Origin of the sequence: Tenacibaculum sp. MEBiC06402, from assembly GCF_049239625.1 — a bacterium.
Classification (GTDB): Bacteria; Bacteroidota; Bacteroidia; order Flavobacteriales; family Flavobacteriaceae; genus Polaribacter.
In genome coordinates this window covers 1-25788 of the sequence record NZ_JBMKKT010000069.1, presented here as the reverse complement: position 1 = coordinate 25788, position 25788 = coordinate 1, and the positions used below count along the sequence as shown (strand labels likewise).

25 protein-coding genes are annotated in these 25788 nt (G+C 30.9%); 3 read left to right on the top strand and 22 right to left on the bottom strand.

Annotated elements, in window-relative coordinates:
• Nucleotide 1 precedes the first annotated feature (1 nt).
• The 5 genes from ACOSP6_RS01030 to ACOSP6_RS01010 all read right to left on the bottom strand — a co-directional run bounded on the left by ACOSP6_RS01030 (nucleotide 2) and on the right by ACOSP6_RS01010 (nucleotide 3415).
• Entirely contained in the window at nucleotides 2-904 is a 903-nt protein-coding gene (locus ACOSP6_RS01030) for an ATP-grasp domain-containing protein (RefSeq protein ID WP_422093739.1), read from the bottom strand.
• A gap of 188 nt (nucleotides 905-1092) precedes the next feature.
• Nucleotides 1093-1752 (bottom strand): pyridoxamine 5'-phosphate oxidase family protein, encoded by a 660-nt coding sequence (locus ACOSP6_RS01025; protein ID WP_422093740.1) that lies wholly within the window; start codon nucleotides 1750-1752, stop codon nucleotides 1093-1095.
• 2 nt (nucleotides 1753-1754) lie between these two features.
• Nucleotides 1755-2276, bottom strand: coding sequence for a GNAT family N-acetyltransferase (locus ACOSP6_RS01020; RefSeq protein WP_422093741.1), 522 nt, complete (start codon nucleotides 2274-2276; stop codon nucleotides 1755-1757).
• Nucleotides 2277-2284: 8 nt separating this feature from the next.
• Nucleotides 2285-2887 (bottom strand): DJ-1/PfpI family protein, encoded by a 603-nt coding sequence (locus tag ACOSP6_RS01015; protein WP_422093742.1) that lies wholly within the window; start codon nucleotides 2885-2887, stop codon nucleotides 2285-2287.
• A gap of 9 nt (nucleotides 2888-2896) precedes the next feature.
• On the bottom strand, nucleotides 2897-3415 hold the full coding sequence (locus ACOSP6_RS01010) for a DinB family protein (RefSeq protein WP_422093743.1): 519 nt from the start codon (nucleotides 3413-3415) through the stop codon (nucleotides 2897-2899).
• Nucleotides 3416-3451: 36 nt separating this feature from the next.
• On the opposite strand from ACOSP6_RS01010, the gene ACOSP6_RS01005 reads away from it, so the two are divergent.
• Entirely contained in the window at nucleotides 3452-4978 is a 1527-nt protein-coding gene (locus tag ACOSP6_RS01005; RefSeq protein WP_422093744.1) for a PLP-dependent aminotransferase family protein, read from the top strand.
• On the opposite strand, the gene ACOSP6_RS01000 is transcribed toward ACOSP6_RS01005, so the two are convergent.
• Nucleotides 4947-5813 (bottom strand): RluA family pseudouridine synthase, encoded by an 867-nt coding sequence (locus tag ACOSP6_RS01000; RefSeq protein WP_422093745.1) that lies wholly within the window; start codon nucleotides 5811-5813, stop codon nucleotides 4947-4949. The two genes, ACOSP6_RS01005 and ACOSP6_RS01000, sit on opposite strands and share 32 nt — an antisense overlap.
• 219 nt (nucleotides 5814-6032) lie before the next feature.
• On the opposite strand from ACOSP6_RS01000, the gene ACOSP6_RS00995 reads away from it, so the two are divergent.
• A complete protein-coding gene (locus tag ACOSP6_RS00995; protein ID WP_422093746.1) occupies nucleotides 6033-8285 on the top strand; it encodes an IPT/TIG domain-containing protein in 2253 nt (750 codons plus the stop codon).
• Between the two features lie 81 nt (nucleotides 8286-8366).
• On the opposite strand, the gene ACOSP6_RS00990 is transcribed toward ACOSP6_RS00995, so the two are convergent.
• From ACOSP6_RS00990 to ACOSP6_RS00930, 13 genes are all read right to left on the bottom strand, one after another.
• Nucleotides 8367-8711, bottom strand: coding sequence for a 5-carboxymethyl-2-hydroxymuconate Delta-isomerase (locus ACOSP6_RS00990; RefSeq protein WP_422093747.1), 345 nt, complete (start codon nucleotides 8709-8711; stop codon nucleotides 8367-8369).
• A 25-nt stretch (nucleotides 8712-8736) separates the two neighbouring features.
• A complete protein-coding gene (locus ACOSP6_RS00985; RefSeq protein WP_422093748.1) occupies nucleotides 8737-9156 on the bottom strand; it encodes a VOC family protein in 420 nt (139 codons plus the stop codon).
• 106 nt (nucleotides 9157-9262) lie between these two features.
• Nucleotides 9263-9856, bottom strand: a complete 594-nt coding sequence (locus tag ACOSP6_RS00980; protein ID WP_422093749.1) for a TVP38/TMEM64 family protein — start codon at nucleotides 9854-9856, stop codon at nucleotides 9263-9265.
• Nucleotides 9857-9928: 72 nt separating this feature from the next.
• Nucleotides 9929-10255 carry a YbjQ family protein gene (locus tag ACOSP6_RS00975; RefSeq protein ID WP_422093750.1) on the bottom strand — a complete coding sequence of 109 codons (327 nt, stop codon included), beginning with the start codon at nucleotides 10253-10255 and terminating at the stop codon, nucleotides 9929-9931.
• A gap of 95 nt (nucleotides 10256-10350) precedes the next feature.
• Nucleotides 10351-11007 (bottom strand): ATP-binding cassette domain-containing protein, encoded by a 657-nt coding sequence (locus ACOSP6_RS00970; RefSeq protein WP_422093751.1) that lies wholly within the window; start codon nucleotides 11005-11007, stop codon nucleotides 10351-10353.
• A gap of 343 nt (nucleotides 11008-11350) precedes the next feature.
• Nucleotides 11351-13033 (bottom strand): gamma-glutamyltransferase, encoded by a 1683-nt coding sequence (ggt, locus tag ACOSP6_RS00965; protein ID WP_422093752.1) that lies wholly within the window; start codon nucleotides 13031-13033, stop codon nucleotides 11351-11353.
• Nucleotides 13030-13614, bottom strand: a complete 585-nt coding sequence (locus tag ACOSP6_RS00960; RefSeq protein WP_422093753.1) for an ACP phosphodiesterase — start codon at nucleotides 13612-13614, stop codon at nucleotides 13030-13032. Before ACOSP6_RS00960 ends, ggt begins: the two co-directional genes overlap by 4 nt.
• A gap of 41 nt (nucleotides 13615-13655) precedes the next feature.
• A complete protein-coding gene (locus ACOSP6_RS00955) occupies nucleotides 13656-15317 on the bottom strand; it encodes a hypothetical protein (protein ID WP_422093754.1) in 1662 nt (553 codons plus the stop codon).
• Between the two features lie 10 nt (nucleotides 15318-15327).
• The gene (locus ACOSP6_RS00950) at nucleotides 15328-16539 is read right to left on the bottom strand and encodes a DUF4249 domain-containing protein (RefSeq protein ID WP_422093755.1); all 1212 of its coding nucleotides are present in this window, start codon (nucleotides 16537-16539) and stop codon (nucleotides 15328-15330) included.
• Nucleotides 16540-16548: 9 nt separating this feature from the next.
• Nucleotides 16549-17766 carry a DUF4249 domain-containing protein gene (locus tag ACOSP6_RS00945; protein WP_422093756.1) on the bottom strand — a complete coding sequence of 406 codons (1218 nt, stop codon included), beginning with the start codon at nucleotides 17764-17766 and terminating at the stop codon, nucleotides 16549-16551.
• Between the two features lie 6 nt (nucleotides 17767-17772).
• Nucleotides 17773-20508, bottom strand: coding sequence for a TonB-dependent receptor (locus ACOSP6_RS00940; RefSeq protein ID WP_422093757.1), 2736 nt, complete (start codon nucleotides 20506-20508; stop codon nucleotides 17773-17775).
• A 1-nt stretch (nucleotide 20509) separates the two neighbouring features.
• Nucleotides 20510-21190 carry a hypothetical protein gene (locus tag ACOSP6_RS00935; RefSeq protein ID WP_422093758.1) on the bottom strand — a complete coding sequence of 227 codons (681 nt, stop codon included), beginning with the start codon at nucleotides 21188-21190 and terminating at the stop codon, nucleotides 20510-20512.
• A 202-nt stretch (nucleotides 21191-21392) separates the two neighbouring features.
• Nucleotides 21393-22856 (bottom strand): aminoacyl-histidine dipeptidase, encoded by a 1464-nt coding sequence (locus ACOSP6_RS00930; protein ID WP_422093759.1) that lies wholly within the window; start codon nucleotides 22854-22856, stop codon nucleotides 21393-21395.
• A gap of 110 nt (nucleotides 22857-22966) precedes the next feature.
• On the opposite strand from ACOSP6_RS00930, the gene recR reads away from it, so the two are divergent.
• Nucleotides 22967-23584 (top strand): recombination mediator RecR, encoded by a 618-nt coding sequence (gene recR, locus ACOSP6_RS00925; protein ID WP_422093760.1) that lies wholly within the window; start codon nucleotides 22967-22969, stop codon nucleotides 23582-23584.
• A 47-nt stretch (nucleotides 23585-23631) separates the two neighbouring features.
• Here the strand turns inward: recR and ACOSP6_RS00920 are convergent, their stop codons facing one another.
• Genes ACOSP6_RS00920 through hemH form a run of 3 tightly spaced genes read right to left on the bottom strand, consistent with a single transcriptional unit; the run spans nucleotide 23632 to nucleotide 25697 of the window.
• Nucleotides 23632-24036 carry a lipocalin family protein gene (locus ACOSP6_RS00920; protein ID WP_422093761.1) on the bottom strand — a complete coding sequence of 135 codons (405 nt, stop codon included), beginning with the start codon at nucleotides 24034-24036 and terminating at the stop codon, nucleotides 23632-23634.
• Nucleotides 24037-24075: 39 nt separating this feature from the next.
• Complete coding sequence (locus ACOSP6_RS00915; protein WP_422093762.1) at nucleotides 24076-24675, bottom strand: CopD family protein; 600 nt, start codon at nucleotides 24673-24675, stop codon at nucleotides 24076-24078.
• A gap of 2 nt (nucleotides 24676-24677) precedes the next feature.
• Nucleotides 24678-25697, bottom strand: a complete 1020-nt coding sequence (hemH, locus tag ACOSP6_RS00910) for a ferrochelatase (RefSeq protein WP_422093763.1) — start codon at nucleotides 25695-25697, stop codon at nucleotides 24678-24680.
• Nucleotides 25698-25788 lie beyond the last annotated feature (91 nt).

Sequence of the window (25788 nt, the reverse complement as noted above, 5' to 3'; positions counted from 1 at the left end):
ATTAGTTGAGAATAAGTTTTTTGATTCCGTTTGATAGTTTATTAGCCGCTTCGGGATAATTCCTAAACCATAACTCAGGTTCAATTAATTCAAGTTCAGCAATGGCTAATTTATTATTGTTATCAGTAAAAATATCTACTCTTGCATACATAGGTTTTTCAGGACATGCATTTACCGCTTTTTCAGCAAAAAGAATTTCCTCTGAAGTAGGAGTATAGTTATGAACGGTACCGCCAAAATCATCTTGAACTCTAAAATCACCAGGTTTTGCAATTTTTAAAACGGCATGCGTAAATTCACCATTCATTATCATTAGAGAAATTTCACCTTTTTCCACAATATTATGTTGAAATGGCTGAATAATATATGCGTTTTCTGAAATTAATCTTTTAAACAAAGATTCATGTTCAGAAATAGTTTCCTGATTGATTTTATAAGTATGTCGGCCACCTCCAGAAACGCAAGGTTTTAAAACGAAACTGCTTAAATTATGTTTTTTTGCTAAATCTTGTAGTGTTGAGGTTTCTCCTTTTTCAATAAAATACGATTCACACACATGAACACCATTTTTTTGTAAATCCAGTAAATAATGTTTGTCTAAATTCCAACGAATAATAGCTTCTGAATTAATCAATTTAGTTTGTTGACTGACCTTTTCTAACCAAGTAGAAAACTCATTAAATCTATCGAAATAATCCCAAGTAGTTCTAAATAAAATATATTCTGTATCCGACCAATTAAAATCTGGGTCATCCCAAGATAATCGTAAAACTTTTAGTCCGGCTTTCTCCAAAGCTTTTTTAACCAAATCATCCTCTAATAAAACGTTAGAGATGTAGTCATTTACCTCAGTTGGATTTACATATCTTCTTTCAGAAAGAATTACAACATCGTATTTTTTCATGTTGTAAAATTACTGTTTTAATTTCATTATATTTATCTAATGAAAAAGGGAAATAATATAAAAACAAGTCTCCGAATTTTTATTGAGTTTATTGTAATTATAATAGCATTATTAGCTTTTGAGCTTTTTATTATTTTTATTTTTACCGAAGGATGGTTTAACTATATTTTTCAATAAGCCTGTTTTAATTATTTATGCTTGTTGTAGTGTGATTTAAGGTGCTCTGGAATATCAATTGTAGAAGGATAACCTGCATCTGGAATAGGCGCTTCTAATTTTTGTTTTACAGGAATAACTCCAGCCCAATATGGTAATTCGTAATCTTCAGGTTCATCATTTACTCCTTCCGCTCTTATTTTAGCAGATGCAGAAGTAACTATAAACTCTACAACCATTGTTCTGTCTAATTCTTTTTGATGCATTGGACGTAATGTATCCCAATGATTTGGAATCATATGATCCACTATATCTTTCAGTATGATAGTTTTTTCATTATCATCAGTAATTTCTTTCAATTCACCGAATAAGGTAGCGGAGCGATAATTTACCGAGTGATGCAATCCAGAACGTGCAATTACCAATCCGTCTAAATGCATGACGTTTATTGAAGTTTTGCCAATCTCTAAAACTGCTTTCAACATTCTATTAGCCGTTGAACCATGTAAGTATATTTTATTACCTTTTCTAGCATAAGCCATTGGAATACTGATTGGATAACCGTCATAAATATATCCTACTTGAGCAATAAAACCCGCGTCTAAAATTTCATTGATGGTTTCTTTGTCATATACCGCTCTATTTGCTCCTCGCTTGATACGATTCAGTTTTGTTTTTTCAAATTCTTTCATAATTATAATTTTTTAGCGAGAATTGGATTTTCATATCCTTGTTTACTTATTTTAAAAGATATACTTCCGACTTCCTTAAAATCGTTTTTTAAATAAAAGTTAATGGCTTTCGTATTTTTAATATAAACTGATAACCACATCACTTCAAAATTTAATTCTTTAGCTTTTTCAATAGTTTTATTTAATAATTCGATTCCAAATTTTTGTGATATGAACTCATCCAGCACATAAATACGTTCTAAACGACAACTACGTTTATTAGGAATAAAAGGAGAAGTTGCATTTAAAATTAACTTTGCATAGCCAACAGGAAAATCGCTTTTATAAATAATAAAGTAGATGTTATTAGAATCATTTACCTCTTTTTGTGTTGTTTCAAAAGAAAAAGCTTTTTCTAAGTAGTCGTTTAAATTGGTTTTATCCTCAATATAATCTCCGTGAGATTCTCTAAACGTTACGCGTCCTAATAATGCTAATAACTCAGTATCACTTGTTGTAGCTAGTTTTATCTTATGTGTATTCATTTCCATATTTATAAATCGTAAACTTCGCTATGAATAGGATACTCCATATATATTGCAGTTTTTTCTATGATTTCCTTACCATGCAATTTGTTGATGATATGAAAAGATAAATCGATACCAGCTGAAATTCCGCCAGATGTATATGTTTTCTTGTTAGATTGTGTGAATCGTTTTTCTTTAATCGGAATTCCAGAAGGAACAAGTTTAGCCATGTCGTCATAAACTAGATGATGTGTACAATAAGGATTAGCATCTAATGCTCCAATTTTTGCTAAAAATCGAGAACCAGAACAAATACTCATTGTGATTTCTGTTTCTAAATGTCTGTTAGCAATCCATTGAATAATTTCAGAATCAGTTATGGCTTGATTAGTTCCATTTCCTCCAGCTAAAATTAAAATGTCAACTTTAGGACAATTTGTAAAATCGTATTTCGGATTTACAGATAAACCATTAACCGCTCGAACGGGCTGTTTTGTTTTAGCAATAGTAAATACATCAAATAATTCAAAATTATTCAGTTCTGATGTTACTGAAAAAACTTCAAAAGGTCCTGCAAAATCTAAAACTTCCGCATCGTCGAAAATAAAAATACCTACGTTTTTTTTCATCTCTGTGTATTATAAATATCTTTCTTTAATAATTTCTTGGTGCCAAATATCATGTCCTGGAATCACAAAAGCTGCAGCTCTGGCAGACATTGCATTGCTATTTGCATTTCCAATAAAACACAAGTCTTCATTCGAAATTGAATTCAGAAAATTAATAGAATGTTCTCTATTAATAGTAAATTCATTGATTAAATTTTCAATAGATTTTTGATCTGCTCCAGATGGTTTTATGTACACGTTTTGATCGAATCCACTTAAAGGTGTTGTATCTCTTCTTGCAATTCGAAAACAACGATTCATAAAAATACGTTCCGTATCAATCAAATGTTGAAAAATTTCTTTAACAGACCATTTTTCATTTTGATATCGGTATTCTAATTTACTTTCTGGAATTGATGAAAAGAAACGTATTGTATTCTTCTTTCCTTCTAAAAAGCTTTGCAACAAGCTAATATCCTGTGGTAGTTTGTCGATATATCTTTTATAATAAATATCAAATTCATTTGGTTGTAATTCTGTAATAAGCATGTTTGAATTAATTTACAACATAAAATTACTACATTTATGGACTATTATATTAGTCCAGAATTTATAAAATTGATAGTCCAGATGTTTCCTTTTAAAACTTCTCTTTTTTTAGACAGATCTTGTGCTCAACCATTGTATGTTCAGTTGTCAAATCAAATTATACAATTGATAAAAGATCAGAAATTACCATCCAAAACTAAGCTGCCTGGAACGAGAGCTTTATCTGAAATTTTAGAAGTGCATAGAAAAACTGTTGTTGCCTGTTATGAAGAATTATTACTACAAGGTTGGGTTGAAAGTATTCCTAAAAAGGGAACATTTGTAAATAGCAGCTTACCCGATTTTATTCCACTTGATTTTGTTGAGAAAGATAGCAGTGTAAAAAATGATCAAGGTTTTAGTTTTTATTCTAATGAGTTTTTAATTCGAAAATCAAGTGAGCAAAAAGAAAAAGTGATGTATATTAATGATGGGATTTCTGATACACGTTTGACACCAGTAAATGAAATTGCAAGAACCTATAGAAGAATTGCTAATAGAAAGACAATTTTTCAACATTTATCTTACGGAACCACTTATGGAAATGAAAAGTTAAGAGAGGTTTTAGCAGATTACTTAAATACTACAAGAGGTTTACATATTACAAAAGAGAACATTTTAATAACTAGAGGAAGTCAAAATGGAATTTATTTAAGCTCTCAATTGTTATTTAAAAAAAGGGATATAATTGTTGTGGGTGAAACAAATTATATATCTGCAGATTTAACTTTTTCACATGCGGGTGCAGTTATAGAAAGAGTGGGAGTAGATGAATGTGGTTTGTTAATGGATGAGTTAGAGAAATTATGTAAAAAGAAACCTATTAAAGCTGTATATGTTACTTCGCACCATCATCATCCAACAACTGTAACTATGTCTGCTGAAAGAAGAATCCATTTATTGAATTTAGCAAAGAAATATGGATTTGCAATTTTAGAAGATGATTACGATTATGATTTCAACTATAATCATGCACCAATTTTACCATTAGCAAGTCATGATACGAATGGAAATATTATTTATATAGGATCGGTTTGTAAAACAGTTGCACCTGTTTTTAGAGTTGGTTATTTAATTGCAAACAAAACTTTTATAGATGAAGCAGCTAACTTAAGAAGAATTGTGGATAGACAAGGAGATGCGTTATTAGAATTGACTTTTGCAGATTTTATTCAGTCAGGAGAATTAGATAGTCATATTAGAAAAGTTCTAAAAGTTTACAAGGCGAGGAGAGATTTGTTTTGCGAATTACTATCTAATGAATTATCAGATTTTTTTGACTTTGAAATTCCAAAAGGAGGAATGGCTGTTTGGTTGCATTTAAAAGAACCGTATAATTGGGAAAACGTTTCTAAAACCGCGAGGAAATATAATCTTGAAATCGGAGATTATGAACGATATGACTTAGCTAATACAAATCACAATTGTATTCGCGTGGGATTTGCCAGTTTTAATGAATCTGAAATAAAAGAGTTTATTACAAGGTTAAAACTTACAATGAAAGATTTGGAAAAAGACGTTTAAATTTTTTAGGTAATTCCTTTTCGAATTTCATTTTTTTCTTCGTTTCTGGATGAGTGAATTCTAAAGAAGTTGCATGTAAATACAGACCGTTTCCGTAAGAAATCAAATTTTCAATATAATACTCTTTGTCACCTAAAATTGGATTGCCAATTCCATGTAAATGTTTTCTTAATTGGTGTCGTCTTCCTGTTTTAGGATTGAGTTCCACTAAATTTAGGAATCTATATTTTTCAGAAGGAATACTTTTTAAAACTTTAAATTCAGATTTTGATTCTTTTTCATCTACTGGAATATTTATTACTCCAGAATGATTCATCTTACCAATAGTTATTGCATGATAGGTTTTTTGAATTTTTTTTTCTTCAAAAAGTTTAGTCAAATAATGTGTAGTGGAATTTGTTTTACTAATTAAAAGCAATCCACTTGTAGGATAATCCAACCGATGTACAGCTCTAGGAATAACAGCGTCTTTTTGAGAGCTTGGTTTTATATTTTGCTCTAAAGCATTGTTTATGGTGGCAAATGAATTACCACTAACCACAATACCAGCAGGTTTAAAAACAACTGCCAAATATTCATCTTCAAATACAATTTCTAGAGGAAATAGAAACTGTTTCTTTTCTTTTAATTCTTCTTGAAATAATTCAATAGTTTCATTTCCTTTTATGAATAGAGCTGTGGAAGCCACTTCATTATTTACAAAAACCAATCCTTTTTTAATAGCCTTTTTCATTCCTGATTTTGTAGGGATTGTTGTGAAGATTCCAACTACATATTCTTGCAATCTAATTGGTTTATCTAAACTCGGAACTTTATGGCTTTCTTTTAATTTCAATAAAAAAATCTATTTTAAACAAAGATAGGTAGTTGAGTAGTTTGAAAATAATAATCTGTTTGAAAGAATAATTTTTGTTCCATAAAAACTATCTTTTATGACTATTTAAAGAACGCTCATAGAAATTACAGGCTGAAAAACTGTTATTCCTATCTAATTTAGATTTTCAGAAACAGTATTATTCAGTTTTTACAAATACCAAACTTTATATCAATTATCATGAAAACTATTACAAATAAAATTTTTACAACACTATTAATTCTTTTTTTTACGTGTATTAGTCAGATGACTGCACAAACAGTAACAAGTATTAAACCGAGTTCAAGCTCTTTGTACGGAAATACTGCGGTAACTATTACCGGAAGTGGTTTTACTTCATCATCAAAAATAACTGTTTTATTTGGGGCTACGGGAGTTGTACCAAAGGATATAACTGTAGTTTCGGATTCTAAAATTATAGTAAGAAATCCAGCAGTTAGCAAACAACAATCGGTTAATGTTAAAGTTTTAGTAGGAAGTGTAACATGTAAGAATCAACCAAGCTTCAACTATGAATTACCAAAAATAAAAACTTTTAATCCACCAAAAGGTTCAACTAAAGGGAATGAAATAATTACCATTCATGGAAAGTATTTTACAGGAGCTAGTTATGTGAAATTCGGAGAATCGGGAAGTACGCCGTTAAAAGTTTCGGATACACTAATAACTGTAAAAAATCCTGCACATGCGAAGGGTAGTGTCGACCTTTCGGTTGAGGTTCAAGGGAAATATGGTGTAGCGACTAAAAAGTTTAATTATCAAAATAAAAGCGCTAGATCTTCGTATGTTTTATCACTTGAAAATTTGACAGGTTTAGATTCAAAATATAAGGTTTATGTGTTGGGTTTTAGTACAGGATCAAAGAAAAAGTTAATAGTAGATTCAAAGACAAAACAAGGAAGTTTTGCAACTATTTCAGATAAAAAAGGTTATATAACTTCCTATGAGTTAGGATCAGATATAGCAAGCGTTAAGTTGAGTAATTTAAATCCAATTGATGGAGCAAGAATTTACTTTTTTGTAAAAAATACCGATAAAAAGTATAAAGACAACTCGAGTAAAACATCTAATGGGAATTTAGGATTTAAGTATGATACTTATGGTGCAGATGTAAATCAAGTTGGTAATCCACCTCAATCAGATTTTCCTCAGTATAATTATATCGAAGTTACATACTTAGCAGATCAGGGAATGTTTTTAGATGTTTCCTCTGTAGATGGATTTTTCTTTCCAGTTTCTGTAATTGCTGAAGGTGCTGCAGGAAAAGAGTTAGGTAGAGTAGGGCAAACCGCTGGAGTTAGTGGAAAAGAAATTGCTGATGCTTATAAACCTTTTATGAAAAAATATTCGAATTCAGCGGCTTACAATGATTTGTATTATCCAGTAGACAAAGATTTGGTTGCTTTACTAAATCCTGGTTTGTATCTAGAAAATAATACAAGTTCGTTGGAAACAGTTTTTGATACAGCTTTGAATAAGCTTTATACAGATGCTTCTTACAATATGAATATCTGGCAAAAGAATAACGACGGAGTAGAATATTATTTTAAAGCATCTCCAGTGAAAGATATAGTTTTTCCAGGTACGCCAAATAAACATGATGCTTTAGAATTTAAAGCGCCAACCTTATCTGAAAAACTTTACTTATTTAATCCAGTAGGTTTTTCGGTGGTATCTTATTATGATGCTACTACTAAAAAAAGAGAATCTATCAAAGGGTCAATAAAAAAAGGAGTTTTAACATTTGATAATCCATTACCAGCAGATGTAGGTTTAACAAAAGGAATGTACGTGAGTAATGGAGGGTGTGTGAAAGATCAAACTATTACGATACAGCACATTAATAAAAACGCCGCAAATGAAATAGTTTCGCTAAAACTAAATACTGATATTAAATGTACTTCTCCAAGTGCGCAATATAAATTTTCGAAAGCACCAACTAATTATTATTATTCTTCTGGTCACATGACTTTTGCTGGAATAGGTTTATTTGCTGATGGACCTTACAGGTATTCTGATAAGAATATTCAGACGATTGTAAACGGTTTGGAGAATCAAATTAGTACTGCATTAAATAGAGGAGTTGCATTAATAAAACCGACCGATACTGGTACTCCGGGTAGAACAACTACAGGCTGGGGTAAGGAAACCAACTGGTATCCTAAAGGGCAACCACAGAATCTATTCTCGTATTTTATGCATACCGCGAAAGTTGGTAAACAAAACATCTTTGCATTGCCTAAAAATGCTGTAAAGTCTGCCCAAAAAGAATATATGGCTCAGGCATACGGATTTGCGTACGATGAAGATCCTATTGAGATTACAAAAACAAATCAGCCGCCAGTACCAGCCGAGTTTTCAGGAGCATATCCAACCGGAACTACTCAGTTAAAATTAGTTTTAGGTCCGTGGAAAGCTAAAAAGAAAAAATAATTCAGTCGAGTTAACTAACGGTTGAAATAAAAAGAAACGAGGTTAAAATGAATTTAACCTCGTTTTATAGTATAGATAAGTTTACACCATTGATTTATTAGAATAAGTCGCTTTTTCAAAATCTCTGATATTAATCGAGATAATTGGAACTTCTGGAAACATCTGTTTTAGTTTTAAGACGATACTATCTGAAAGATTTTTCTTCTGATGTATAGTTCTTCCTTCCATAATATTAGCAAAAACATGAATAAAATCATCTTTAGTGTTTCCTATTGTATAATATTCAAAAGGATTGATTCGAACTTTAATATCGCCTTTGGCGAATAAATTACTTGCATCAGCAGTATTGTAGACTTCCTGAATAATCTCCTCTGGAGTTTTTAGGTTTATAATATTGTTTGAACAGTCAATTACAAAATGTGGCATATGTGTTTTTGAATAAATAAATTTTTTACTTAGCGAAAAGCTGATTCATGTCTTTAAAAGCTTTAAATTCAAGCGAATTGTTTTCTGGGTCATTAAAAAACATAGTAGCTTGTTCTCCAACTTTTCCTTTAAATCGAATTGTTGGTTCAATCACAAATTTGGTTCCAATATTTTTAAGTTTTTCAGATAGATTTGTCCAATCTTCCCAAGATAAAACTACTCCGAAATGAGGAACAGGTACGTCATGTCCATCTACAGGATTGGTAAGTGCTTCCGTAGGAGAGAAGTCATCCTTTTGGTGAATTACCAATTGATGTCCAAAGAAGTTAAAATCTACCCAATGATCAGAACTTCTTCCTTCTTCACATTCTAAAACATCTCTATAAAAAGCTCTGCATTTTTCTAAATCTTGAACAGGTATCGCTAAATGAAATGGTTGTATCATAATAATTATTTTGAACTATATTATATATCAAAGTTACTAAAGAGCTGTTTAATTAGCGTATAATCTTAAAATTTAAACAAGAATAAATTTTTAGTAAAATGTATGTTTATAAATTAATAAAAGACCCAGAAAAAATGTAAAACGAAACAAGAATTAGTTCTCCAATAAAAACACCAGTAAACATATATTTATAAGGCATTTTTATAATTCCAGCTACGTAACATATAATATCTGTTGGTACGAGTGGAAAGAAAGACCAACCCAAAACTAAAAATGTAGCTTTAGAGCTTTGTAACTTGTCTTTCCATTTTAAAACTTTATTAGGATATTTTTTTTCCAAATGCTCACTAAACCCTAACATATCAGAAAAGTAATAAAGCGCTGTAGCAGAAAGCATAATTCCAGCCATAGATATTAATAACACCAAAAATAATTGGTCAGGAAATAGTAAAACTCCCGCGAGTACAAATGGAGTACTAGGTATCAGAAAGAAACCTCTAACTAAGGAAATTAATATGTAAACAACTAATATTTGTCCTTTATAAGAGCTAATAAAGTTTTTTAAATATTCAACAGAAAATATTTCAGGATTCTGTATGTAGCGATACAAAAAGTAAAGAAGTAACAATCCCCAAAGGATGTAAAAGATTTTTTTTCCAGTTCTTAACATAGATTTTTCAACTATAGATTTATTTGGCAATTATTCTATTTCTAGAATTTATAATATAAGACGAAGAGCAGAAAAAAATGTTACGTAAGATTAATTATTCTTTTAAGAAGCAACATAAACGGCGGTTCCTGTCACCGAAACGACTAAAGCAGAAGAATTTGCAATGGTTTCGATATCAACTTTAATTCCCACTACAGCATTAGCATTTAGGTTTTTAGCATTTTGTTGTAGTTTTTGAAAAGCTTCTTCTTTTATTTTTTCTAGAGCTGATTCATAGGCTTCATAATATTTTTTCATGCTGAACATGTCTTTAAAGGACATTTTACTTCCTTTATAAGAGAATGAAGAATTATAAGAAATTCCAGTAACGATTCCTTTATATTCTATGATTTTGAAACCTTCGATAGCGTTAGTGGTAGTTAAGATCATTTGGTTGTTTTTATTTATTAGTATATAAATACTATTTGTAGTTACACAAGCAATTTAATTATTTAAGCTGAAAATGAAAAAGTAATGATGTGAGTTTATTCAGAGAGATAACCAAGTTGGATTAATTCATCCTGGTTTTTTATTTCCTTTAAATGACCGTCCTTTAGAAAAATTATTTTATCAGAAACTTTTATAATGTTTCTATAATCGTGGTCTGTAATAATAATTCCTTTAGATTTTTTGTTACTTTTTATTATGGATATTATTTGTTCACGAACTATTGGGCTAACACCATTAAAAGGTTCATCAAGTAAAATAAAATCTGCTTTTGAATTTAGAATAAGTAAAATTTCAACAATTCTTTTTTCACCTCCTGATAACACATTGTTAGTTTTATTTAGAAGTGGTTTTATATGAGGGTTTTCTGCAAGGATTTTTCCTTTCTTCTTTCCAAGAAATAAGTGGATAAGATGCTTGATTTTAATATTGTTGGGTAAAAAGTTGTCTTGAGGTAAATAGTTGATTAAATTTCGTCCATCAGATATATTTCGGATGATTTTATCGTTTACTCTTACGAAACTAAATTCAGCCTTTTCTATTCCGAAGATTATTTTTAAAAGTGTTGATTTTCCCGAGCCATTTCTGCCTATTAGTCCTTTTATTTCTCCTGTTTTACAAGAGAGAAATACATCACTTAAAATTACATTGTTGTCATATAATTTTCTAACACTATCTACGTGAAGTTTACTCATGAAAATAAAAAGATAAAAAAGCTAATTAAACTAACAAATCCTGTTGATATCCAAAGTTTTGAACTTCTTATACCTAAATTGTAATAATAGAAATATTGATTCTTATTCAAAAGATTATAAAAGTAAAAATGATTACAAGGAGCAATAATACATAAGCCTAGTGCAGTTAGTTTGGTTGGAATTGGTGTAAAACCACCAATTAAAAATGAGATAACTAGAGATATTGGCAGAATTTTGCTCTGAAATAAAAGTACGTTCTTTAACATTCGCATGATGCAATATATAGAAACGTAAATTTATTCTTTAATGAATTAAGAAACTATAACAAAGAATTAGGATTTTTTTAAAATCCCGATGCGGCATCATCTCCACGGTGGTCGGCACCGCCTTCAAGTTTTCCATCAGGTAAAACTAGAATTGCATCTACTTTACCGATTACAGGCGAATTGGTTTCGTCGATTTTATAACCTAGATTATTAAGTTGTTTTTTAACGTTGTTTGCAAAGCTATTTGGTTCCATTTTTATTTCATCTGGTAACCACTGATGATGGAAACGTGGTTTGTTAACTGCCTCTTGCATTCCCATTTTGTATTCATGAACATTTAGGATAGTTTGTAAAACAGAGGTAATAATTGTAGAACCACCAGGAGTTCCAACTACCATAAATAGCTTTCCATTTTTTTCAACAATGGTTGGCGTCATAGAACTAAGCATACGTTTTTCTGGCTCTATTTTGTTTGCTTCTGCGCCAATTAATCCAAACATATTAGGTGTGCCAGGTTTGCTGCTAAAATCGTCCATTTCATTATTCAAAAAGAACCCTAACTCAGAACAGTAAAGTTTTGAACCGTAAGCTCCGTTTAAAGTAGAGGTGACAGAAACAGCATTTCCAAACTGATCGACGATAGAGTAGTGGGTGGTTTCATTGCTTTCAGTAAATGTAATTTCGCCATGAGATACTTCAGAAGATGGAGTGGGTTTTTCGAATGAAAAATTCTCCATTCTTGAATTCGCATATTTCTTACTAATCAATTCTGTTAATGGAATTTTTACAAAATCTGGATCTCCTAAAAAATGACTTCTATCGGCATAGGCTCTTCTTTCTGCTTCGACTAATAATTGAATATATTCTGTGCTATTGTGTTGGTATTGTTCAATATTATATGGTTCTATAGCATTCATGATTTGAGCTAAACAAACACCACCGCTTGAAGGAGGTGCCATCGAAATAATTTTTAAATTATCATAAGTAAATACAACTGGAGTTCTCCATTTAGCCTCATATTTTGCTAAATCTTCTTCTGTTATAATTCCACCATTATCTTGAAGAAATTTTGCTAGAATTTTTGCAGTTTCTCCTTTGTAAAATTCATCTCTACCGTTTTTTTGAATTCTAATCAGAGTTTCTGCTAGTGAAAGATATTTTATAGTATCATCCTTTTTCCAATTATTGTCAAGAAGAATAGTGTTTTTATTTGCTTTTCTAAAATTAGGCGTATGTTTTTCTAACCTTTTTTGTTGCTTTTCGGTAACAATAACTCCTTTTTTAGCTAACTCAATAACCGGTTTTAAAATGTCTTCAATTGGTAAACTGCCAAATTTTTCATGAGAAGCGAAAACACCAGCAATAGTTCCGGGAACACCAACGGCCATAGCTCCCAATGTACTTTTACCTTGAATAACATTACCAAGAGAATCTAGGTACATGTTTTTTGAAGCACTGAGCGGTGCTTTTTCTCTGTAATCTAGTGCGCCAATTTCTCCGTTATTTTTCCTGTAAACCATAAATCCACCGCCACCTAAATTTCCAGCATAAGGGTATGCAACAGCAAGTGCTAATTCGGTTGCCGCCATTGCATCAAAAGCATTTCCTCCATTTTTTAAAATATCTGCTCCAATTTTTGAAGCTTCAGCTCTGGCAGAAACAACCATTGCTTTTTCAGTTGTTAAGCCAATTTCTGGTTGAGGTTTACAATTGAATAAGAATAAAAATAGGGCTAAAGGTAAAAGTTGATTAATTCTCATAGTTTTTCAATTTCAATAGAAACAAAATTAATTAGCTCGAACATAAAGGTTTGAAAATCATTTTCAAACTCAGAATAATGTATTTGTAGGTCTTCAATTGCCAAATTCATTTTTGATTTCCCTTTTGTTCTTCTGTTCATTCCATGTAAAATATCTCTTATACCTTCCGTGAATTGATAATTATACAACCAGTTATACTGAATCATGTACGGAAGAAGTTCTTTGGTTTTATCAGGAAGTATATTATGTTGACTTTGTAAATAATTATAAATACTATTCGTATAAATATCTAATGGAATTTGAGAGTAATCATCCCAATTTTTAGCTAAGAAATGATCGTAAAAAATATCGATAATCACGCCATCATAATGTCTATATCTCTCGTGCAAGCGGCGTTTGCTAATTCGAACAATTTCATTTGAATCTGTAAAAGTGTCTATTTTACGGTGAAGGTAAATTCCTTTTTGGATATCTTCTGGTAAGTGTTTGAATTTATTACCTCTAACGTGATCGGCAATAAAATTGCCAAGCATTATATGAGGATTATTGGGAGATAAATACAAATGAGCCAGAAAATTCATTGCATAAATGTAACGAAAAAAGACTAATAAAAATTATTGGCTTATTTCACTGTAAATTCTTGTTTCATTGATAATAATTTACCGTTTGTATCATAACCTCTAACCACGATTTCGTATGTTCCTGAAACATCAGAAGAATAAAAAGATAGTTCCTTTGTTTTGATATTTACAGAAGGATTCCAGTAGATTTGCGTTCTGAAATCCGGAATTCTAGAGTCATTTTGATTATGTTTTTGAAAGAAGTATATTTTTTCCGGTTGCACTGGTTTAACTTCAAACTTTGTATAATCATTACTGCCTTCAGAATAATCACCTTTAAACGTTTCTACAACTACAATACCTTGATAGATAGCATTCCCGTAGTAGTATTTATCTTTTACTAAGGAAATAGTTTTGATGTTTCTTGAATTGTAGTTCATAAAATTTGTGTGATTCATAATGATTCTACCATCAATAATTAATAAAGATGGTAAATAATTCAGCGTTTCAGAAGCATCTGTATCAGTTACATTAATTTGATATTCATCTCCTTTTTTATAAAATCCTGCACCTTCAATTACTTCGATAAAAGTTTCTTTTACGGTGTTGAATCTAGTATAGTCATCTAAAGGATATTTAATGGCAATATTTTCTAGTAAAAGGTCTTTTGTTGTTGTCTTTAAAACTGAATCTTTTTTTACAGTATAATATGCATTTTCAATTTGAGAATATAAACTTCTGTTTTTTATTAGTGTTACAATTTCTTTGTTCAGTTGAATTGGAGCAAACTTTGAAAACTCGTGATTTAATTTTCCAAATTCAACTAACTCAATCGTATAGTCTGACTTATTTTTCTCGATAACCGTTATATAAACTTCCTTTGTGTTCAGGTTTTCAATATTGAAGTAAAACTCACCAAACTCATTAGTGATTGCTGTTAAGGGAAGAGATGTTTTATTTCCATAAGTAAGAGCAAGCTTTACATTCAGAAGTTTACCTGTTTTGGAATTTATTTTCCCTTTTATCAGCGAACCTCTTAACTCTGGAATGAACAACGTATTACTTCCATTTGCTGTTGTATTTGTATTCTCTGCTGGTGCAATTTCATAGTTGTTTTTCAGTCCTACGGATATAGAAAAATCAGTATTAATTTTTGAAAAGACTTCATTTGATAAATCGAGCTTAATTTTTTCTCTTTTTGCATATGTGTTTTTTACACTTTTAAAATACTCTCCTGAACTCTCATTACTCGAAGATGTTATTGTAGTTGCCGCGTTTTCGTTCGTTTCTTCAACCATCAACTTATCTGAAAAAGGATTAATAATGATGACATTTTTTTCAAAGAAATTATTTTTGTTGAGCATCCAGTTCGTGTATGCTATTAGTTTGTACGATCCTGTTTTCACTTTGGCATCAATAAAGAAATCTCCGTAGCCTTTTCCGTTACTTAGTGTTATTTTTTGCTTAAGAACACTCTTGTTATCTTGATTTACTAATTCGATGTAAGCTATTTTACTATAGTTTGTGAATTGATTTTCACTATTTAAACAATAGACTTTATAAAACAACTTTTCTCCAGAAATAAGAAAATCATTATTTATATGAATATTTATCCTTTCATTTGGAAACTTCTGCAAAGTACTGCCTATTTCATTTTTCGCTGCGGATTGAGCTACTCCAATTGAAGTTACGGCTAGTGTTATAATTAATAATAGTCTTTTCATTTTTTTAATTTTAATCGACCCAAAAATCAGGTTTTTGAACAGGACCTAAATGAGAGCAATCTCCACATTGTCTGAGCACAACCTCATAAGGAGAATTAGATGATCCGCCAATTCCACCTGGAGGTTCATTGTAAAAAATATGTGTTTCTAAAAATTCTAACAATGGAGAGTTTCCAAAGTCATCCTCAAAAAGCGGTTTTGGGAACTCATTACAAGCGTTAGAATCTGTGTAGTTTTTATAGGTAATATCGGTAATATCACTTCTATTGAAGAAAAAACGTTTTTTATTAACAGAAGAGACTTCAAAAAAACCAATTACATTGTTCTCAGAAGAGTTGGACTCAGATTTTATATTACTAGGAATATTACCTACCTGAGTCTGAGAAAAAATATCATTAGGACCCGAGAATTTATCTAGCAATTGGTAATAATCGTATGTGTTTTGATTGAGGATGTATTGTGTTAAAAGTATACTATACCTTACACCAACAATATAGCTTTCTAGCGGGATTTCTCGTATTGGAAAACCTTGAACTTGATCTTGAGCTAACGTTTTGGTTTCGGTAATCATTAAATTGTTTGATTTGTTCCTACCATAACAAAATCCCTCACCATAAATTTCAGGCTCTTTATCAACTAAATCAAAATCATAAGGGGAAACATCTGACAGCACTCTAATTCGTTTAGAATTCCATATAAATGCTTTTATTTTATAGGTTTCATCATATTCATAGCGATAATAACTTCCATCAATATTATTTCCAGAGGCATTTACCTTAAAAGCAATGATTGATTCATCATCAATATTAGTGTCGATATTTGCTGTTATATCGTTAATCTCTCCAATATTAGGTAATTGTTCTTCTTTAGAACTGTATTTTTCTCCGTCGGAGGTTTGTATGTTTAATGTGTATTTTTTGCTGGGTTGAGCAGCAAAAGTTTGAGTTGAAGTGTAGATACCATTACCTGTTTCTTGAAAAGAGTATATAATTCCAGAATCATCTGTTACAGAGACAGTCGCATTTCGTTCAGAAATAATTTCGTCCGAATCAATTGGTGTAGTGCGAGATAGCTCGACAGTATGATTTTTTATCTCGTTTGTGATAATAGCTTTAACCACTAAATTACTTTCAAAAGAATTGTTGGTAAGTTCAACAGATTCTATACAACTACTGGCTAAAAATGCTAAAAATAAATATGATATTTTTTTTAATTTTTTCATTCTTTAGTTTTATTCAGTCCAAAAGTCAGGAGGATTTACAGGCCCTAAATGTGAACAATCTCCGCAGATTTTTAACGCTAATTGGTACGGTCTGTTTGGTGGAATAATAGGAATATCTGGTGGACTTTGATAAATCCATCCAGTTCTTAATCTTTCTAATAACGGGGAACGTCCTCTGGAATCTTCAATTTCAGGATTTACCCGCTCTGCACATGACGCAAGTATTTGATAGTTTTGAAAAACTGATTCAGTTATATCATCTCTATTAAAGAAAATTCTTTTAGTCGACAGTGATGAAACTTCGAAAAAACCTATTACTTTATCTTCTTGCGGATTAGTAACCGATTTAATATTACTTGGAATGTTTCCGACTTGTGTTTGTGAAAAAATATCATCAGGATTAGAAAATTTATCCAATAAAGTATAAAAATCAAATGTATTTTGATTGATTACGTATTGTTTAACTAAAATACTGTATCGAATCCCTATAATATAGCTATCGAGAGGAATTTGTCTAATCGGAAAACCAATTACTTGATCTTGAGATAGTGATAAAGTTTCTGTAACTAATATTTTTTTTGACTTTTGATTACCATAACAAAATCCAATTCCATCTTCTTCAGGAGTTTTATCAACTAATTCAAATTCATACGGACTAGTATCGGAAATGATTAATAGTTTCTTTTGACTCCATATTGGTGTTTTTATTTTATAAGTTTCATCATATTCATATCGGTAATATTTTCCTTCACCAGATGATGCGTTGCTATTAGCCTTAATTACTAATTCCTGTATTTGGTCTATCTCATTTTCTTCAACACTTATGTCAATATCACCAACAGTTGAACTAGCAGGTAATGTTTCTTCGGATGAACTATAACTTTGTCCACCACTTGTTTCAATAGTTAATGTGTATTTTTTATTTGTTTCTGCAGCAAAAGTATTCACAGAAGTATAAATTCCGTCTTCAGTTTCTTGGAAGTCATAGATTCCACCCATATCATCAGTAATGACTACGTTCGCATTTTTTTCTGGACTTAAATTTGTAGAGTCAATAGGAATTGTTCTTGATAATTCTACTTTATGGTTTTTAAGTTCGTTGGTAAGTATGGCGTTTACAACAAGATTGCTATCAACGGTGACTGTGTTGAATTCAACCGGTTCTATGCAGCTGTTAATTGTAATTAAACCAATGAATAAGTATATGTATTGTCTAATATTTTTCATGCCAACTTAAAATTTAAAGTTATATGTAATGGTTGGAATTGGCACAGAAAAAATGGAGCTCTGATATGCTTCCACATTACCATTAGCATTCGTTTGAAAAAATACAGAGTAAGGATTATTTCGTCCTAACACGTTATAAACAGAAATATTCCAGAAACTATGAGCGAACTTTTTAATCTTATGATTTCCCTCAATATTAATTCCGATATCCAAACGATAATAATCAGGAATTCTGAATTGATTTCGATTACTATATGTTAAAAATTCTGCACCTTGAAAAATGAATTTACCGGTTGGGTAGGTGATAGGTCTTCCTGTTTGATATGTGAAATTTGCAGAGAAACTATATCGTTCGGTAAACTTAAAATTTAATACAGCATTTAAATCATGAGGTTTATCGTAGTTTGTTGAAAAAAATTCACCATTATTCACCCTTTCCTCATCAAACTGACTATCGAGTTGAATCAACGACCTTGAATAACTATATCCAAGCCAACCGTTTAATCTTCCTCGGTTCTTCTTTATTAAAAATTCAGCACCATAAGACTTTCCTTTACCTTGAAGTACTTCAGTTTCAATATTTTCATTCAATAATAAATTTGCACCAATTTTATAATCCAATAAATTTTGATATCTCTTATAATATCCTTCCAAGCTAATTTCGTAATCATTTCCATTAATGTTTTTGAAAACTCCTAGAGATAGTTGTGTTCCTTCTTGTGGTTTAATATTGGAGTCGGAAAGTCTCCAAGTATCTACAGGAGTGGCAGTAGTATTATTATTTAATCGATGGATATATTGGAAAGATTTATTAAAGCTGCCTTTCAAAGATAACGTATTGTTTAAAGCGTATCTTCCTGATAAACGATAACTGAGTCCATGATAGGTTTTAAAAACTTCATTGTTCTCATATTCTACTGTATTTACCACAGTTGTTTCGTTTTTCGGTGCATTATTTTGATATTCTCTTTGAACGGATGGTCCTAGAGCTAAATATTGATTCAGGCGTAATCCAACGTTGAAATTCAATTTCTTACTTAAAGTAATTTCATCAGAAATAAACAGCGCATTTTCTAAAGCTTTTTCTTCGGCTATATTTAAAGGAACTACCGTTGAATTGGAACCGTTTGGTTGAATTGTTCCCGGACTTATATTGTAGAGTTTAGATTCTAAACCATAATCAAATTTATGCTTGTCTGAATAATCATATTGTAACTTAATTTTTAAATCAGTTTCACTAATATTATAATTCAGGTCGAAACCTTTGTTGGTATCATCACTTTCATAATTTATATCAAAAGCATATCTACTATGTGAAACGCCTAAGTTTCCTCGATTCTTGTCATTAAACACATGTTCCCAATTTAAAGAACCCATAACATTTCCGTATCTATTGATTGTGTCCGATGCAATTTGAAATTGATCTCTACTGAAATATCCTGTTGCTTTTACGGCGTTATTATCGTCTATTTGATGTTTATACTTTGCAATTACATCGTAAAAAGAAACGCTGCTATTTTCAATTTGTTTGTTGTTTACGAGTCCAAGAATCCAATCTGAATATGTGCTTCTAACTCCCAAAATTAATCCTGATTTATCCTTAACTACAGGGATATCGACGTTTACATTTCCTGTAACTGGACCAATGGAAGCTTCTCCTTGAAATTCTTTTGTATTTGGGTCTTTTGTTCGGATATCAAATACAGATGATAATCTTCCACCGTATTCAGAAGGTATATTTCCTGTATATATTTTTAAGTCATTAGTTGTAAAAGGATTAATCGCAGAAAATAAACCAAGAAAATGCGTTGGGTTATAAATAACTCCATTATCCAGTAAAAATAAATTTTGATCTACTTTACCACCTCTAACATTTACACCTTCTGAGCCTTCTCCAGTAGATTTTATAGAAGGAAGTGTAATAGCAACTTTTAAAATATCTCGTTCTCCTAATACTAAAGGAATCTTCTTAATTTCTTTTGCCTTAATCTGGCTAATTCCGGCAATGGTTTGTCTAATATTTCTAGTTCGGTTTGCATTAATTACAACTTCTTCTAGCTGTTCTGATTTTTCATTTATTGAAAAATTTAGCTTACCATCACTAAAAATAATGATGTTCTTATAATCACTTTCAAAACCAACAAATGATGTTTCTAATTGATTTTCACCAAAGGGAAGATTTATTTTAAAATAACCTTTATTGTTTGTAGTTGTATAAATATTTTTTGTTCTTTCGAAAATAGTAACACCTTCAATCGGTTCACCGTTTTTGTCGTTAATAACTTTCCCTGTTAAAGTGTAAAAACTTTTTTTATTACTAACCTCTTTTCCTATTTTAATGATATTGTTTCCTTCGGTATTTACAAGAACAGGAGCGTTGGAATTATTGGTGTTTTCATTATTGTCAATTTCATAAACACTTTTTTTAATTAAGTTACCATTGGTAAGTATTATTTTATGATCGTCCATAATAAAATAATTAATGGTACTTCCTCCGAATAAAGTATCTAATACATCGGAAATTTTAGCATTATTAAAATTGAAACTTACTTTTTCGTCATCTAACCAGCTTTTAATAAAATAGAAGCGATAATCAGATTTACTTTCTATAAGCTTTATAACTTCCTCTTTACTTAAATTACTGGCGCTGATTGAAATTGGTTCTCTTTTTTCTTGTGAATGCAAAGTAGAAAAGAACAAGATTAAAATGACGAGTAGAGTTCTTTGAATGGCTAATTTCATTTTATTTTTCTTGTGATAAAGACGTGATTAATTTGGCTACAAAAGTTGGAAAGTCATTCTTTAATAAAAAAGTATTTGACTTGTAAAAAGAGGCTATTTGCTTTTTGCTTTTTGGAAATATAGTATAGAAATCCCTTTTCGAATCGATATCATAAAACGTATTTTTATATAACAATACGTTTTTGTTTTTCTTTTTAAAAGTGTGATATCTATAGTCAGCGTCTCTATTTTCTTTAACCGTTTTTAAGTGCTTTTTTAATACAGAAAAATCTTCTCGAACGAGCAACTCTTCTAAAAATCCATAGGATTTGGAATAAATAAATTTCTTAGTATTTATGGTGAAATACTTTACAAGAGTTTTTTCTGGGACAACAGAGATTTGTTGATCTTGATTATTAAGTTTAACAACCAAAAAATCATCGACTAGTTCATACTTTAACTGAACATCAGTAAAGAGTTCGCCGCGGTAGAATATGCTTCCTTTTTTAAAAGAATCCTCAGTAAAAAAATTATGATTGTCTCTGAATTTTTTACGGTACTTTTCTTTGTAGATAATACCATAACTTAACTGGGTGTTATTTTGACCAACTATTTTGTCAAATTGTGCGTAAAGTGATGGTTCTTGTCCGTAGGTTAAAAAACAAGAGAACATAACTACCAAGGTCGATAGCAATTTTTTCATCAACATTATGTTTTTAAATTAAACTTGGTAAGGGATTATAAAGATATAATTTAATTTTTTAGAAAATGTTAAATTCAATGATTATGCTGATGTTTTGAGTTTTTGTATGTGTTTTCGTATTTAATTTGTGATATCGTCAAAATTCATAAAAAAAAAGCCATTCTAAAATAGAATGACTTTTAAAGTAGTAGTTGAAATACACCTAGTTTTTGCTAGGGATGTTTTTAAGAATTTCTAACAAGTAATTCCAAAATTTTTGCATTGATGAAATTTGTGCTCTTTCATCCGGACTATGAGCTCCTCGAATGTTTGGACCAAAGGAAATCATATCCATTTTCGGATAATTCTGACCAAGAATACCACATTCTAAACCTGCGTGACATGCTGCGACGTGAGGTTCTTCATTGTTCATTTCTATATATAATTTCTTTAATACCTTTAAAATATCTGAGTTCATATTAGGTAGCCAACCAGGATAAGAACCTGAAAACTCAACTTCAAATCCAGCCAATTCAAATACAGATCGTAAAGAATTTGCTAAATCCCATTTATTAGTTTCAGATGAAGAACGTGTTAAACATCCAATTTTAATACTTCCATCTTTAACAATTACTCGAGCAATATTATTAGACGTTTCTACCAAATCTTCAATATCTGGACTCATTCTGTAAACTCCGTTTAAGGCACCATAAATTGACTTTATTAACCCCATTTGAACACCTAAGTCCATTACTGTTTCAGGAAGTGAAATTTCTTTTAATTCAATCGATAAATTTGGCTCTAGAGAAGCAAATTCTGATTTAATTTCATTAATTAATTCACTTAATTCAAATAAGAAAGGTTCTTTTGAAACCTTATCAATTACAACAGTGGCGAAACTTTCCCTAGGGATTGCATTGCGTAAACTTCCTCCATTGATTTCAGAGATGCGTAAACCGTAATTAGTAAAACCATCAAATAGTAAACGGTTCATTATTTTATTCGCATTTCCTAATCCTTTATGAATATCCATTCCAGAATGACCTCCGTTTAATCCAGTAACTGAAAGTTCAAAAGCAATTGTGTTGTCAGGAGTTTTTTCAGATTCGTAAGTTCTAGTTGCAGTAATATCTACACCACCTGCGCAACCAATTCCAATTTCATCATCTTCTTCCGTATCTAAGTTTAATAAAATATCGCCAGTTAAAATTCCACCTTCAAGTCCCATGGCTCCAGTCATTCCAGTTTCTTCATCTATTGTGAATAAAGCTTCAATTGCTGGGTGTTGAATATCAGTAGAAGATAAAACAGCCATAATCGAAGCAACACCTAAACCATTATCAGCACCTAAAGTTGTTCCTTTTGCTTTTACCCAATCACCATCAATGTACATTTTAATTCCTTCCGTATCAAAATCAAAATCCGTGTCCGAATTTTTTTGGTGAACCATGTCTAAATGACTTTGCATTACGATGGTCTTTCTGTCTTCCATTCCAGTAGTTGCAGGTTTTCGGATAATTACATTCCCAACTTTGTCAACAAAAGTTTCTAAGTTCAAACTTTTTCCGAAGTCCACCATAAACTGAATCACACGTTCTTCTTTTTTAGAAGGACGAGGAACAGCGTTTAAATCAGCAAAATGATTCCATACTGATTTTGGTTCTATATTTCTTATTTCTGCGCTCATCTTGTTGTAGTTTATTTGATAAATCAAAGGTACATTTTAAGATAGTAACATACAAAGACAAGAGTACGTTTTATCTTTTCTCTTTATTGATATTGTTGTAATTTCGCTGCATGGATTTTTCATCAAAACTTCTCGAAAATGCAGTGAACGAAGTAAGTCGATTACCCGGTATTGGTAAACGAACTGCTTTGCGATTGGTTTTACATTTATTAAAACAGCCTAAAGAGAATACTAAGTACTTGGCTGAGGCTATTACTCAATTGCGTAATGATGTAAAATCATGCAACAAATGTCATAATATTTCAGATACTATTTTATGTGATATTTGTAGTAATCCGAATAGAAAAGAAGAATTGGTTTGCGTTGTAGAAGATATAAGAGATGTGATGGCGATTGAAAACACAGGTCAATTTAGAGGGGTATATCATGTATTAGGAGGGAAAATTTCTCCAATAGAAGGAGTTGGGCCACAAAACTTAAACATAGAGTCATTAGTAGAAAAGGTAAAAAACGGAGAGGTAAAAGAATTGATTTTTGCTTTGAGTTCTACTATGGAAGGTGATACTACGAACTTCTACATTTACAAACAAATTGAAAAGTATAGTATTACGACATCTACCATTGCTAGAGGAATTTCCGTAGGAGATGAGTTAGAATACGCAGATGAGGTTACTTTAGGCAGAAGTATTATCAATCGAATACCTTTTGAGCAGTCAATAAAAGGATAAAAATTAGTTAAATTTTTATCCTTTAAGTTAAAATATTTTAGTATTGATTATTGCTTAGCCCAAGTATATCTTCCAATAATCATATCTTGATTGTTGTTATCAAAACTTATTGGTGCGTCTGTTCCTGAAGTGTAACCATGTCTCTTGATGTAGTAAGTTCCATCATCATTATTAGTCCACTCTCCATTATGAGAATTTTGAGAGTTCAATGTACATTGGTTGTTTACAGTACTGTACTCAGTAAAAGTAAACTTTCCGTCATTGGTAAAAACATATTCGCTTTGCCCAGTACAAGCATTCACATCAAATCCATTATCTTTTTCTAAGTTCCATGTTCCTATAATTGGATCTTGATTTTGTGTTGGATTTTGAGTTCCATTGTCTGAATTATCATCAGAAGAACAAGAAAAAAATGAAAGAATAACGACAGAAAGTAAAATAAATCGTTTCATATTTAGGGGGATTAAAAATTAAAATCTAAAGATAGTTAATTAACTTAAATTATCGTCTTCTTCTTTATTCTTTTCTAGTAAAGTTTTTTCATACTTATCCCAACTCTTTTTAGTTCTGATTTTTTTATACAATCGAACACTCATCATCAATAAAACTGAAACTAAAATAATTCCAACAACACCCCATATCCAGTTGATAGCATTTTTAAGAACTACTAAAAACACAACAGCAAAAAGAATAATTGTAGCAACTTCATTCCAAATTCGAAGTTGTAGCGAGCTATATTTCACTTCATCTTTTTGAAGTTGTTTGTACATAGAATGACATTTTCCGTGATAAAAATAAAGAGCTAAAACAAATGATAACTTCACGTGCATCCAAGGCATTTCGAGGTAAATAGGATTCTGAATTAACATCCAAAAAGCAAAAATACTCGCTAAAACAGCAGAAGGCCATGTAATAATATACCAGAGTCTTTTTTCCATTAATTTATATTGCGTTTGAAGTATTTCTTTTGCTGGTTCTTCTTTCTTTTCAGCTTCTGCATGATAAATAAAAAGCCGAACAATGTAAAATAACCCAGCAAACCAAGTTACTACGAAAATAATATGAAGTGATTTAACATATAAAAAATCCATATTTAGTTTTCTTTAAACTCGTTAATCCATTTTGCTAAAACAGCTACCCATTCATCGTTGTCGTTTATACAAGGAACCGTGTGGAATTCTTCTCCGCCTGCTTCGATAAATTCTTCTTTACCTTCCATAGCTATTTCCTCTAAGGTTTCTAAACAGTCTGAAACGAATGCCGGTGTAACGATGGCTAACTTCTTAACTCCGTCTTTTTCCGCTTTTTTTACTAAAGTTCTGTCTGTGTATGGCTGTAACCAAGGATCTACTCCCAAACGAGATTGAAAAGTAGTTGTTACTTTATCTTCATCTAAACCTAATTCACTAATCACGTTTTTAGTAGTTTGGAAGCATTGGTGTCTATAACAAAACTCGTGCGCTTTGGAAGGAGTATTACAACAACTTCCATCTATTTTACAATGAGATTTTGTAATATCTGATTTACGAATATGACGTTCTGGAACTCCGTGATAGGAGAACATAATATGATCATAATCTTTGTCAGATAAATAATCTTTTATACTGTTTGAAAGCGCTTTGATGTATTCTGGTTTGTTATAAAAAGCAGGAACGTCCGTGATTTTCATGTCAGAGAAAAATTCTTTTCTTAATTCTTCTGCCAACACAACAATCGTTTCTGTAGTCGCCATTGCAAATTGTGGATATAAAGGAATCATTAAAACATCTTTAACGCCTTTGTCGTATAATTCTTGTAATCCAGATTTTAAAGATGGATTTCCATATCGCATCGCTAAGGCTACAGGTAATTCTGTTTGATCTTGAACTTTTGCTTGCAATCTTTCTGAAAGAACAATTAGAGGTGAACCTTCTTCCCACCAAATTTTTTGATAGGCTGCTGCCGATTTTTTCGGACGTGTATTCAAAATGATACCTCTAACAAGAAAAGCCCTTAACCAATAAGGAACGTCAATAACGCGTTCATCCATTAAAAACTCATCTAAGTATTTCTTTACATCTTTAGGATTTGTGCTGTCTGGTGATCCTAAGTTTACTAATAAAACTCCTTTCATTTTTTATTATTTATCTGAATATAATTTGATAAAATTTCTTGTCTGTTAATCTATGTTTTTAGAACTTCTAACTTCTAACTTCTAACTTCTA